We start from the raw sequence: 13,050 nt of genomic DNA on the forward strand, positions 1-13,050 counted from the left end.
CGTTCGCACTGTCAATGCTAATGCGACTTGTTCTCAAGTCGACTCGTCGAACAACCAGCTCCGCAAGGCGCTGGCGAGGTTCGGGGGGGCGTCCGCGACGATGCGCAGCGCGTCGATCTCGGCGACCAGCGCGGACAAGGGCAGGCCGAGCCGGACGGCCTCGCGCTCCAGCGCCTGCCAGAAGATCGGTTCGAGGCTGATCGACGTCTGGTGACCGGCGATCGTGATCGACCGCTTCACGGGGCCTGCAAACCCGCCGCGCGGGGGAGCGATCACGCGCGCGGTGGCCGAATGGCCGTCACTCGGTGTCGAAGAGCGATGCGAGCTGTTCGATGATCGTCCCGCCGAGCTGTTCGACGTCCATGATCGTCACCGCGCGCGCATAATAGCGCGTCACGTCGTGGCCGATGCCGATCGCGACGAGCTCGACCGGCGACCTGGTCTCGATCCAGCCGATCACCTGACGCAGATGGCGTTCGAGATAGGAGCCCGAATTCACGCTGAGCGTCGAATCGTCGACCGGCGCGCCATCGCTGATCACCATCAGGATGCGGCGTTCCTCGGGCCGCGCGACGAGCCGGGCATGCGCCCACATCAGCGCCTCGCCGTCGATATTTTCCTTCAGCAACCCCTCGCGCATCATCAGCCCGAGCGAGTTGCGTGCGCGCCGCCATGGTTCGTCGGCACGCTTGTAGACGATGTGGCGGATGTCGTTGAGACGGCCGGGCTGGGGCGGGCGGCCGGCCGCAAGCCAGGTCTCACGCGACTGGCCGCCCTTCCACGCGCGCGTGGTAAAGCCGAGGATCTCGGTCTTCACGCCGCAGCGTTCGAGCGTGCGCGCGAGGATGTCCGCGCTGATCGCCGCGATCGAGATCGGGCGTCCGCGCATCGACCCCGAATTGTCGATCAGCAAAGTGACGACGGTGTCGCGGAAATCGGTCTCGCGCTCGGCCTTGTAGCTGAGCGACAGCGTGGGGTTGACGATCACGCGGGCGAGGCGCGCCGCGTCGAGGATACCTTCCTCCTGATCGAAATCCCAGGACCGCGACTGCTGCGCCATCAGCCGGCGCTGCAGCCGGTTGGCGAGCTTCGATACCGCGGACTGGAGATGGACCAGCTGCTGGTCGAGATAGCCGCGCAGACGTGCCAGTTCCTCGGCATCGCACAGCTCGGTCGCGGCGATCACTTCGTCGAACTGCGTCGTCCACGGCTTGTAGTCGAACGCGGTGCCCATGTCCGCCATCGGGCGGTTGGGGCGGACGGGCTGCATGCCCTCCTCGCCGTCATCGCCGGGCTCGCCGTCGATGTCGTCCATCGACTCGTCGCTCTGCTCCTGGCCGTCGCTTTCCTCGTTCTGCTGCTCGGACTGTTCGCCGCGCGCCTCGACTTCGCCCTGGCCGTCCTCGCCCTGGTCGTCGCCTTCGTCGCCCTCGTCTTGCTGCTGCTCGTCGGTGCCCTCGTCCTCGGAGCCGCCCTCTTCGCTCTCCTCGGGGACCTGGTCCGCCTGGACGAGCTCGAGCTCGGCGAGCATCTTGCGCGCCAGGCCCTGGAACGTCTTCTGGTCGTCGATCGCATAGGCCAGCGCGTCGAGATCGGTCTTCTGCTCGATCCACTCGCGCACCAGCGCGAGGCCGGGGGCGGCGACCGCGGGCGATTCCTGCCCGGTCAGCCGCTCGCGCACCATCAGCCCGAGCGCGGTCGACAACGGCACCTCGTCGCGGTTGCGCGCGCGCGTGATCGGGTCGGCGCGCAGCCGGACGTCGAGCGCCATGGCGAGATTGTCGCTGATCCCGGCATAGCCGCGCGACCCCAGCGCCTCGACGCGCGCGGTCTCGACCGCGTCGAACACCGCCCGCGCGACCGCCTCGACCGGCGCGGCGCGGTTGTGCAGCGCGATGTCGTGATGCTTCAGCTGGAGAGCGAAGCCATCGGCGAACCCGCGCGCTTCCGCGACCTGTTCGGGCGGCAGCGCGCGCGCGGGCATCGGCACCTTGATGTGCTTGCCCGACTGCGCCGGCGCATCCGCGGTGAAGGCGAGCTCGACCTCGGGCTCCTCTGCGATCGCGCGCGCGGTGCCGGCGAGAACCGCCTTGAACCGGTCGAGGGGCGTTTCGTTCGCCAAGGCCTCAGGCCTTGCCCATCACGCTCTCGGGCAGGTCCTTGCCGAACACGCGCTGGTAATATTCCGCGACCAGCGACCGCTCCGCCTCGTCGCACTTGTTGAGGAACGACAGGCGGAACGCGAAGCCGACGTCACCGAAGATCAGCGCGTTCTGCGCCCAGGTTATGACGGTACGCGGGCTCATCACGGTCGAGATGTCGCCGTTGACGAAGCCCTTGCGGGTCATGTCGGCGACGCGGACCATGTTCTCGACGACCTTCTTGCCGTCGGGCTTGTCATATTCGCCCGACTTGGCGAGCACGATCTGCGCCTCGACCTTGGCGGGGAGGTAGTTGAGCGTGACGACGATGTTCCAGCGGTCCATCTGGCCCTGGTTGATCTGCTGCGTGCCGTGATACAGCCCGCTGGTGTCGCCGAGGCCGACCGTGTTGGCGGTCGCGAACAGGCGGAACCAGGGGTTCGGGCGGATCACGCGGTTCTGATCGAGCAGCGTCAGCTTGCCTTCGGTCTCGAGCACGCGCTGGATCACGAACATCACGTCGGGACGCCCTGCGTCATATTCGTCGAACACGAGCGCGGTCGGGGTCTGCAGCGCCCAGGGGAGCAGGCCTTCGCGGAACTCGGTGATCTGCTGGCCATCCTTCAGGACGATCGCGTCGCGCCCGATCAGGTCGATGCGGCTGATATGCGCATCGAGGTTGATGCGGATGCACGGCCATTTCAGGCGTGCCGCGACCTGTTCGATATGCGTCGACTTGCCGGTGCCGTGATAGCCCTGGACCATCACGCGGCGGTTGTGCGCAAAGCCCGCGAGGACCGCGAGCGTCGTGTCCGCGTCGAAGACATAGGCGGGGTCGAGATCGGGGACGCGCTCGTCCGCCTCGGAGAAGGCGGGCACCTCCATGTCGGAATCGATCCCGAACATCTCGCGCACCTTCACCATGCGGTCGGGGGCGTCGAGAATCGTCGTCTCGCGGCTGTCAGGCTGGGTATTGGGGATATCGGTCATGCTGGCCTCGTGTTCCCGGTAGCTCTAGGCCAAGCGCGGGTGAATACTCAACCGCGACGTACGCGATTGTCGGGAAGACATCATCGAACCGCCGGACGCGCGATGGGTTCCCGCCCCGCCGGGAATGTGGCGGGGCAGGGCTTCGGTTTGCGCCTATCGGCCGAGCAGCACGCGCGCCTGGCTGGCGATCTGCGCGAGCATCGCGGCGTTCGGGACGGCGGCGTGGCGTGCACGGTCGATCACCGCCTTGAATTGCGCGACGCGGGTGGCATTGCTCGCCAGCCATGTGTCGACCGCGCCTTGCGGATCCTTGGCCCCGCACCGTGCGAGGAACTCCAGCCGCAACTGCTGGAAATCGCGGGCAAGTCCGGCGATGAGCAGGCGTTCCCAGGGATCCGACGGCGTGATCCGCGCCGCATTGGCCTGTGCCCAGTCGAGCCCGAGCGCCTGCCCCAGATGCGTGAAGGCGCGGGTCAGCACCGCCTCGTCGAGCGCGAGGCGCTCGCCCAGATCGGCAAGCCCGACCGCACCGTCGAGCTCGAACAGCCGGACCACCTTGATCGCGAGGTCGTGCGGGGCACCCGCCGTCTCGAGTTGCGCGGCGATGCGGTCGCTCTGCGCACTCGCCTCCTCGAGCAGCAGCGCCTTGGTCTGGCCATCGAGATGCGTAATCCCCTTGGCGAGCCGGGCGAGCACGGCACCCGGCATCGTGCCGGGCGCGGACACGCGGAGCAGATCCGCGATCTGCGAACGCGTGGCGACCGCCACCTCGTCGAAGAGCGCGATGCGTGCGGCCTCGGGCATCGGTCGTGATTCGATGTCCGCCCAGAGCGAGGGCAGGTCGAACAGCCGTTCGGCGACGACGAACATCGCCGCGATATCGCCCATCGCCGCACCTTCCTCTTCGGCCAGCTCGAACGGATGGAGCACGCCGAGCCGGTTGACGATGCGGTTGGCAAGCTTGGTCGCGACGATCTGGCCGCGCAGCCGGTGGTCGTCGATCGCCTGCGCGAAATGCTCGCGCATCGCGGCCGGGAAGGCGGCGTGAAGATCGGGCTTGAGCGCGGGGTCGTCGCCGAGCCCGGCGTGCTCGATCGAATCCTGCAGCGCGAGCTTCGCGGTGGCGAGCAGCACGGCGAGTTCCGGTCGCGTCAGGCCATGGCCGTCGAGCCCGCGGCGGAGCAGGTCGTCATTGGCGGCCAGCCCCTCGACCGCGCGATCGAGCCGTCCGCTGCCCTCGAAGATCTCGATCACGCGGACATAGCTCGGCATCGAGCCCGGTCCGCCACCGCCGCCGGTCGCGCCGCCAAGGCCGCCGGGGCCTGCCAGCGCGCCCGCGCCCTCGGCGATCGACAGTGCGAGCGTCTGGAGCCGGTTGTCCTCGAGCACGAGATGCGCGACGTCGTCGGTCATGCTGGCGAGCAGCGCGTTGCGATCCGCATAGCCCAGGCGCCCCTCGATCATCTCGCGGTTGAGCGCGATCTTGATGTTGACCTCGTTGTCCGAGCAGTCGACGCCCGCCGAATTGTCGATGAAGTCGGTGTTGATCCGCCCGCCGCGCTCGGAAAACGCGATGCGCGCGGCCTGCGTGACGCCGAGATTGGCGCCTTCACCGATCGCGGTGACGCGCAGATCCTCGGCGTTCACGCGCAGCCGGTCGTTGGCGGGATCGCCGACCTGGACGTTGTTCTCGGATGCCGCCTTCACATAGGTGCCGATGCCGCCGAACCAGAGCAGGTCGGCGGGCGCCTTCAGGATCGCGGAGATCAGCGCGCCGGGTTCGATCTCGTCGACCGCGATGCCGAGCACGGCCTGCGCCTCGGGCGAGAGACGGATGACCTTGGCGGTGCGCGGATAGACGCCGCCGCCTTCGGAGATCAGCGCGGTGTCGTAATCCGCCCAGCTTGAGCGGGGGAGCGCGAACATGCGCGCACGCTCGTCCCAGCTTGCGGCGGGATCGGGGTTCGGATCGATGAAGATGTGGCGATGGTCGAACGCCGCGACGATCTTGAGCGACTTCGACAGCAGCATGCCGTTGCCGAACACGTCGCCCGACATGTCGCCGCAGCCGACGACGGTGATCGGATTGCTCTGCACGTCGATGCCGCGCTCGGCGAAGTGACGCTGGACCGAGACCCAGGCGCCCTTGGCGGTGATGCCCATCGCCTTGTGATCATAACCGACCGAGCCGCCGCTCGCGAACGCGTCGCCCAGCCAGAAATCGCGTTCGAGCGCGAGCGCGTTGGCGACGTCGCTGAACGTCGCGGTGCCCTTGTCCGCGGCGACGACGAAATAGGGATCCTCGCCGTCGAGGATCGCGACGCCCGCCGGATGGACGACCTTGCCCTCGACGATGTTGTCGGTGATCGACAGCAGGGTGCGGATGAAGATCCGGTAGCTCTCGGTCCCTTCCGCCAGCCACGCGTCGCGGTTCGACGGGGCGGGGAGCTGTTTGGGATAAAAGCCGCCCTTCGCGCCGGTCGGCACGATCACCGCGTTCTTCACGCGCTGCGCCTTCATCAGCCCGAGAATCTCGGTGCGGAAATCGTCGCGACGGTCGGACCAGCGCAGCCCGCCGCGCGCGACCGGGCCGGCGCGCAGATGGATACCCTCGATCCGCGGGCTGTATACCCAGATCTCGCGCCACGGCACGGGCGCGGGGAGGCCGGGGATAAGGTGGCTGTCGAGCTTGAACGCGAGCGCCTCGGCCGCGGCGGGCGTGAAGGCGTTGGTGCGCAGCGTCGCGCCGACCAGGCTGTGATAGGCGCGCAGGATGCGATCGTCGTCGATCGCGGTCACCGCGTCGAGCCCCGCCTCGATCGTCGCATCGGCGTCGGCGGGATGCCCGGCATCGGCCGGATCATGCGCGGCGGCAAAGCGCGCGATCAGCGCGGTGGCGACCCTGGGTGCGCGGCGCAGCGCGTCGACCACCGTCGTCAGGCCGTAGGGCAGGCCCGCCTGGCGCAGATAGCGGAACCAGGCGCGGAACAGCACGACCGCCTGCGGGCTCATGCCCACTTCGACGATCAGCCGGTTGAACGCATCGTTCTCGGCCGCGCCTTCGAGCACCGCAGCGATCGCGCGCTCGAGCGTCGCCGCATCGGCCTGCGCGACCGCATCGTTCGCCTCGAGCACGAAGTCGTGCACGAAGGGATCGCTGTCCTCCTGCAGCCGGGTCGGCAATTCGCCGATCACGCGGAAGCCGAAATTCTCGAGCACCGGCACGGCATCGGACAGCGGCAGCGCGCCGCCCAGCTTGTAGATCTTGAGCTGGCGGTCTTCGCCGGGCGCGCTGGAGATCAGGCGCACCCCGCGCGCGCCCGGCCCGTCGAGTGCGGCAAGCCGCTGGATGTCCTCGCCGGCTTCGGCCGGGCTGCTGAGGTTGCGATAGTTTTGCGGGAAGGCGGCGGCCCAGCGCAGCGCGAGGCGGGCGGCACGCGGCGACGGCAATGTCTCGACCAGCGCGGCCTCGACGTCGGACACCCAGCCGCGCACCATCCGCTGCAGCCTGAGCGCGAGCGGCGCGACGTCGGGCACGCGGCCTTCGCCGCGCAGGTCGAGCGTGTAGCGCAGCATCGCGGTCTCGCCGTCCTCGAGCGCGATCGACCAGTTCAGCACGGTGGCATTCGCGGCCTCGGCGAGCATCTCGCCGATCGCGGTGCGGCGGCCGGTCGTGACGTCGTCGCGCGGCAGCCAGACGAAGCCGAACAGATGGCGGCCGAGCGGCGATGCGACAAGAACCAGCGCGGGACGCGGTCGGTCGGCCAGGCTCATCGCGGTCAGCGCGAGTTCCTCGAGCGCGTCGGGCGCGAACGCGATGACGAGATCATGGGGCAGGGCGGTGAATGCGTGGGTCAGCGCCTTGCCCGCATGGCCGCGGGGATCGAAGCCGAACTTCGCCTTCATCGCGGCAAGTCGCGTGCGCAGGATCGGCACGTCGCGCGGCATCGTCGCCAGCGCCGCGCTGGTCCACAGACCGCTGTAGATCGACAGCCCCGCGATCGTCTCGCCCTCGATCACCGGGACCACGACTAGGTCGAGCGGGACGGCGCGGTGGACGGTCGAGATCAGGTTCGACTTCAGCAGCAGCGGTGCGAGATTGCCCGCCTCGAACCACTGGATCGCGAGTGCGCGCGAGGCCTCCGCCAGGATCGGCACGGCATGCGGATTGCGCGCGATGCCGAGCGCGGCGCCGCCGCTGCCGTCGCGGTGCCAGACCTGATGCCCGAGCAACGTCAGATGACCGTCGAGGAACCAGCGCAGCAGCGCCGCGCCTTCTGCATCGGGGCCGTCGCTGTGAAGCAGCGCGATATCGGTCGCCATCGCGCCCTGCATCGCGCGCCAGTCCTTCACCGCCGCGCGCACATCGGCGAGCACACCGGTCAGGTCCTCGATCAGCCCGCGCCGATCGCGGGCGTCGGCGCGCTCCATCTCGAGATAGATCATCGATTCGGCGGGGCCGGTGTCGCCGATCGCCTGGAGCACGCCGTCGGGGCTGCGCGTCGTGTGAACGACCGGGTGGATGATGCGATCGATCGCGATGTCCTGCGCGGCGATCGCGGCGGAAATCGAATCGACCAGGAACGGCATGTCGTCGTTGACGATCGCCAGCCGCATGCGGCGGCGCGTGTCGTCGGCGCTGATCGGTTCGAGCGCGATGGCGGGCGCGCCATCGTCGCGGCGAAGCGCCGTGGCGACGACGAAAGCCGCGGCGTGCGCCGCCTCCGTCGTGCCGAAGTCCTTGAGTTCGCCCGGAAGCGCGCGTTCGGTCAACCGGGCGGCGAGCGCGTCGGTCAGCGTCGTGGAAAGATCAGCCATGACCGCGCCTATGCGCCGGGTAGGATACGACCTCAAGGCTTGTGGCAGGTGCGAACACCGCTGTTGCGGTGCAGCATTCGGATGCGCGTCGGCGCGGCGCGAACACGGTTTTCGCCTACCCGATCGCGGCCATCGCCTGCGCGGTGAGGGCCGCGTCGTCGGTGATCGTGCCGATGATGTCGAGCCCGCCATCCACCCCCGCGCGGGCGACGAGCAGGACGATGGCGCCAGGCTCCGCGTCGGTCCGGAGCATGACATGCGCGAGCGTGTCGGGTGCCGGGCCATCGGTCGGGCCGGTCGCCGCTATGGGGTCGGCGAATTCTGCGCTCGGCCCGTCGGCCCAGATCGGCACGCCCGGCGAGGTGGCGGGCGCGTGCCCGGTCGACGCCAGCGACGCGCCGAGCCCCGGCATCATCGGCGCGTGGCGGGCATAGGCGGTGAGCCCGGACGCGGGCACCGGCGCGGCGCGAACCGCCGCCTCGAGCTCGGCGGCGAGCGTCGCCTGCATCCGGTCGTCGGCGAGTTCCTTCCAGTTGATCACGCCATACAGGAAATCGATGCCCTCGTCGCTCGACGAGAACGGCATGAGGATGCCGCGGTACAGCGTCGTGCGCCCGCGGCTGTTGACGAATTCGGCCTCGAACCCGATCGGCGCGCGATTCGCGATGATCTGCAGATAATGATCGGTCAGCCGCGACAGCAGCGACCGGCTCGGCACGTCGGCGATCGACGTGATCGGCCCGACCAGCCCGCATTCCTCACGCAGCTTGGCGCCGAGATAGGCGATTCGCGGATCGTCGATCGTCATCACCGCTGCGGCATCCCGATCCGCACCCGTGCCCGGATCGGTGCGGAAGTCGAGCAGCACGCTGTGCGGGCCGAAATCGGCGATCGAGCCGGGATCGAGGTCCGCGATCGTCGGATAGGGGCGTCCCCTGAGCAGCGACACCCAGTGGTTATAGGCGCGGACATGCATCCGGCGTTCGTCCCCGCCCAGATCGAACATCACGTCGTTGACGCCCGCGTCGGTCGCCCCGCCGGGAAGTCCCGTCGCGGCCTCGTCGATCTCGCCGTATTCGCCGTCCGGCTCGCGTCGCATGCCCATACCGAAAACTTCCCCGTTCACTTACGGCTGCTTGTGCACGCTGCTTGGTAAACGGCACGTAAATGCGGGTTAGTGCTTGTCACCGCAAATTTCCCCTGTTAAGCGCCGCCCCCTCGACCGGAGATATCCGTCATCGGGCCGCTTTAGCTCAGCTGGTAGAGCATCGCATTCGTAATGCGGGGGTCACAGGTTCGAGTCCTGTAAGCGGCACCACCTTAAACCATTGAAATCTTTGAACTTTATTGGCGACTTGTCGCGTAAAGCCTCGGCAGATCTGCGTTTTGGTATCGCGGTGGTATCGCAAGCCCACGTTCCGGTAGCGTAGCCCGCCGCCGGCAGGTTGGACGGCTGTCCTTCCACATCCCCCGGCATCGTATGATTCGCAACGCGGCCACCCCCGTGAGCCGACTGCCTCGCGCAGCGGTGCCGCGCCACAACACACGTCGGGCCGGACGTTTACTTTTTAAATGTCCTCGCAAACGCCCGCTGTCGGTTCGAGCGCTTACCATGCGGCAGCGTTGTCACACGAATCCTTGTTCACTTTCTGTTCTTGCGCTCTAAAGGGCTGGCCGGAAAAGGAATCGTCCCATGAGCATCTTGAGGCTCCACGAAATACCGTTCGAACTGGTGCCGCGCGAGGTCCCGTTCTTCCTGTGTCACACGCCGGCCGGGTTCCCGTCACCGGCGCAGGATGACATGGAGGAACCGATTGATCTCGGTGCCTGGCTCGTGGAGCACCCCGCTGCGAGCTACATCATGCGGGTCGAAGGGCGATCGATGGCGGGCGCCGGAATCAACGACGGTGATCTGATCGTCGTCAATCGCGCCAAGCAACCCAAGGCCGGTGCGATCGTCGTCGCCTTGGTGCACGGCGAGCGGACGTTAAAACGGCTTCGGCATATGGATGGGCGGCACTGGCTCGTGCCCGAGGCCGAGGGCTTCCCGCACATCCTTGTCGACGAATATGTCGAGATCTGGGGCGTCGTCGTCGGCGTGGCGCGCAAGGTGCCATGAGCGCGCCCATCGCGCTGATCGACTGCAACAACTATTACGTCAGCTGCGAACGGGCGTTTGATAGCAGCCTCGTCGGCGTGCCGGTCATCGTGCTGTCGAACAATGACGGCTGCGCGATCGCTCGTTCGGCCGAAGCCAAGGCGCTCGGCATAAAGATGGGCGATCCGATCCACCACCTGCGCGATGTGGTCCGCCGGCACGGTATCCGAGTCCTCTCCTCGAACTACACGCTGTATGGCGACATGCAGCGCCGCGTCATTGCCGCCTGCGAACCCTTCGCGCGTGACTTCGAGATCTATTCGATCGACGAGACCTTTCTGGACCTCGCCGGATTTGAGGGCAGGGACCTTGTCGACCACGCGCGTGCGATGCGGGAGCAAGTTCGTCTGTGGACGACGATACCGACATGTGTGGGCATTGCTGAGACCAAGACGCTGGCCAAGCTGGCGAATGCTGCGGCCAAGAAGGACCCCCGGTTCGAAGGGGTCGCTGATCTGCGCGATGACGCCGTTCGTCGCGAGGTTATGGATGCGTTCGCCGTCGGCGACGTCTGGGGCGTGGGCGGTGCAACAGCCAGGAAGCTCACGGATCTTGGGGTGCACACCGCGGGCGCACTGCGAAACATGCCGATGAAGCAGGCGCGCGCCGTCGGGACGGTCGTGCTCGAGCGGCTGGTTGCTGAGCTGCGCGGCGTACCTTTAAACGCTGTCGAGTCCGTCGCACCCCGGCGAAAGGGCATGGCAGTCACTCGATCGTTCGGCATGCCCATATGCGACTTTGATCGGATGATGGGCGCCTTGTCGCAATATGCGCTGCGCGCCGGCGAGAAGCTGCGAATGCATGGGCTCGTCGCGGGGCGGCTTACCGCCTTCTTTCACACCAATCGCAACAGGCCAGACCGACCGCAATATGGCGGGTCGCGCACCGTCACGCTCCATCCCATGTCGAACGATAGCTTTGAATTGATAGCGGCTGCACGGCGGGTGGCTGAGAAGGCGTGGCGCGATGATTATGCCTATACCAAGGCCGGTATCCTGCTTGACGACCTTCTGGCCGAAGCGGAGCGACCGCGGACTCTGTTCGAGGCAGATATGGCGAAACGCGACCGCCTGATGGGCGCGCTCGACGCGATCAACGACAAGTTCGGTACTTGGACGGCAGTGACCGCGACACAGGGCTTTAAGCGGGAGTGGAAGCTACGGTCGGAAATGCGGTCGCCGGCATGGACGACAAAGATTGCCGACGTCCCGGTGGTCCGCGCATGAGGTTAAGGTGCGAACCGAGCATCGCAACAAACCGTTACCGACTGCCGTTCACCATCGCCTAATCCTTGCTGCTCAACGTTTTCGACCTCGGTCCCGAAAGCGATCGTTGGTTCACGCGTGGGTGAAGCCTGAAATTGGGATCTTTCTGCCATTCCTAAACGAAGTGACGAACGGCCGGTCCGGCCGGGAGCCGACTCGGGCGCTGGCCGACGGGCACTGCAGAACGACGGAGGGTGTTTTTCGCGGCATGTCCGCCCGTAGCCGCTAGAACAAACCAAATTGTCCTAGATGCAACAGGCGAGTCTGCCATTCTCGATAGACCTCGGTTGACGACCTGCCTCAAAACCGGCTCGCGTGTTAAGTCTCACGGGGGTAAGCGTTGCCTGCATCATGGGAGATAAAGGTTGCCGATCGACACTCTGGATCCAAAGAACTCCGTCCTTTTTCTCGGATCAGGCTTCTCGGCAGATGCAACCAACATTGCAAGGGAGAAGCTCCCTGCCGGGCAGCCCTTGTTAGAGCGGTTGGCTGAAGCGATTGGACAATCTCCGAGAGACCACGATCTTAAATCAGCAGCGGACGCCTTCTCGCACCGCTTCGACGTGAGTCTTTATGATATTCTATACAACACGTTTACAGTTTCGTCCGTCCTTGACTATCAGAAATATATTCTCTCTCTGCCATGGGCCCGTATTTATACTACAAACTACGACGATATGGTTAGCTCAGTAAAGGGTGGTGCCTAGCCCGTGTTTACTTTTGACGATGAACGACCTCGGACTCTGCCTGAATCATTTGCAGTGTACTTGCACGGCTCAATACGGAAGGCGACAGAGGCTGACGTCGAAACGCAATTGATCCTAAATAGTCTATCCTACGATGTGATCACCCGCGACCATCCGACCTGGTTCTATGAGTTTCAACGAGATCGTCGGACCTTTGATGCCTGCTATTTTATGGGGTTCAGCTTAGGCGACCACCATATCACTGGGCTGATGGCTGCAGGCGAGACGTCCGCGAGGCGCACTTACTTCATCACGCGGAACCCACCCAAGCAACAACTCGTAGAAAGAGCGCCGCCGTATGGGGAAATCGTACCGATAGGCTTCGACGGGTTCGCTGATCTGGCCAAAACGCTTCCGCCATCGCCCAAACCGGCGAATCCGCGATCTCTCGAGTCATTCAAGTTCCTGCAGCGAGGCATCGACGCAAAGCCGCTCGTCGATCCCACGCCAGTCGAGATCTTCAACTTGGTAACATTTGGTAACTTCAACCAAGGTCGCTTCTTCAACACCGTCCGCGATGATAGCTACGTCGCGAAGCGCGGGAAGAGCCTTGAAAGTGCGCTCGCCCTTCTCAGTAATAACAAGACAGTGCTTGTCCTCTCGAGGCTCGGGAACGGAAAGACGATTTTTACGTCGCTCTTGGCGCGAGATGCCAGCGAGAATGGCTACAAGTGCTATTTGTGGCGACGTGCCGGGAAACGCCTTGCACAAGACCTTGAAGTCATCCGAGCCGAAAAGCAGGCGCTTATCATCTTCGACGATTATGACGCCGCAATCGACAATATCGAGCGCGTCTCTGCGGGTGTTCCTGACGCGAAGTTCGTAGTGACGATTCGTTCCGGGCAACAGGACGTGCGGCTGCATGAGGTCTTGACTAGGGTCAGGACCCATTGATGTGAGAGGCGCGATCTGATTCAGGTTCCGTGAGGAGA

8 protein-coding genes, 1 tRNA gene and 1 pseudogene are annotated in these 13,050 nt (G+C 65.8%); 4 read left to right on the forward strand and 6 right to left on the reverse strand.

Annotated features, from left to right (window positions below):
- Window positions 1-33 precede the first annotated feature (33 nt).
- The 5 genes and pseudogenes from IFT54_RS17510 to IFT54_RS17530 form a co-directional block, all read right to left on the reverse strand.
- A complete protein-coding gene (locus IFT54_RS17510; RefSeq protein WP_056408960.1) occupies window positions 34-276 on the reverse strand; it encodes a ribbon-helix-helix domain-containing protein in 243 nt (80 codons plus the stop codon).
- A 22-nt stretch (window positions 277-298) separates the two neighbouring features.
- Window positions 299-2,122, reverse strand: coding sequence for a cobaltochelatase subunit CobT (cobT, locus tag IFT54_RS17515; RefSeq protein WP_031393923.1), 1,824 nt, complete (start codon window positions 2,120-2,122; stop codon window positions 299-301).
- Between the two features lie 4 nt (window positions 2,123-2,126).
- Window positions 2,127-3,131, reverse strand: coding sequence for a cobaltochelatase subunit CobS (cobS, locus tag IFT54_RS17520; protein ID WP_031393922.1), 1,005 nt, complete (start codon window positions 3,129-3,131; stop codon window positions 2,127-2,129).
- Window positions 3,132-3,284: 153 nt separating this feature from the next.
- Complete coding sequence (locus IFT54_RS17525) at window positions 3,285-7,949, reverse strand: NAD-glutamate dehydrogenase domain-containing protein (RefSeq protein ID WP_192071537.1); 4,665 nt, start codon at window positions 7,947-7,949, stop codon at window positions 3,285-3,287.
- Window positions 7,950-8,241: 292 nt separating this feature from the next.
- Window positions 8,242-9,048, reverse strand: a pseudogene (locus IFT54_RS17530) (PAS domain-containing protein); the annotation flags it as partial.
- Between the two features lie 143 nt (window positions 9,049-9,191).
- Between IFT54_RS17530 and IFT54_RS17535 the strand changes: the two are divergent.
- The 4 genes from IFT54_RS17535 to IFT54_RS17550 all read left to right on the forward strand — a co-directional run bounded on the left by IFT54_RS17535 (window position 9,192) and on the right by IFT54_RS17550 (window position 12,079).
- Window positions 9,192-9,267, forward strand: a tRNA-Thr gene (locus tag IFT54_RS17535).
- Between the two features lie 375 nt (window positions 9,268-9,642).
- Complete coding sequence (locus IFT54_RS17540; protein ID WP_192071538.1) at window positions 9,643-10,068, forward strand: LexA family protein; 426 nt, start codon at window positions 9,643-9,645, stop codon at window positions 10,066-10,068.
- The gene (locus IFT54_RS17545) at window positions 10,065-11,333 is read left to right on the forward strand and encodes a Y-family DNA polymerase (RefSeq protein WP_192071539.1); all 1,269 of its coding nucleotides are present in this window, start codon (window positions 10,065-10,067) and stop codon (window positions 11,331-11,333) included. The genes IFT54_RS17540 and IFT54_RS17545 overlap by 4 nt, the downstream gene beginning before the upstream one ends.
- A gap of 404 nt (window positions 11,334-11,737) precedes the next feature.
- Window positions 11,738-12,079, forward strand: a complete 342-nt coding sequence (locus IFT54_RS17550; RefSeq protein ID WP_192071540.1) for a hypothetical protein — start codon at window positions 11,738-11,740, stop codon at window positions 12,077-12,079.
- A gap of 432 nt (window positions 12,080-12,511) precedes the next feature.
- Here the strand turns inward: IFT54_RS17550 and IFT54_RS20280 are convergent.
- The coding region (locus IFT54_RS20280; protein WP_206758146.1) for a hypothetical protein at window positions 12,512-13,050 on the reverse strand (539 nt) is incomplete at its 5' end.

This window comes from Sphingomonas sp. CFBP 13714, assembly GCF_014842205.1.
In the GTDB taxonomy this organism is placed as follows: Bacteria; Pseudomonadota; Alphaproteobacteria; order Sphingomonadales; family Sphingomonadaceae; genus Sphingomonas; species Sphingomonas aerolata.

Excerpts from the sequence above, each read along its gene's own strand:
- IFT54_RS17545 (WP_192071539.1), top strand. The coding sequence starts at position 10,065 with ATGAGCGCGCCCATCGCGCTGATCGACTGCAACAACTATTACGTCAGC.
- IFT54_RS17540 (WP_192071538.1), top strand. The coding sequence starts at position 9,643 with ATGAGCATCTTGAGGCTCCACGAAATACCGTTCGAACTGGTGCCGCGC.
- IFT54_RS17525 (WP_192071537.1), bottom strand. The coding sequence starts at position 7,949 with ATGGCTGATCTTTCCACGACGCTGACCGACGCGCTCGCCGCCCGGTTG.
- cobS (WP_031393922.1), bottom strand. The coding sequence starts at position 3,131 with ATGACCGATATCCCCAATACCCAGCCTGACAGCCGCGAGACGACGATT.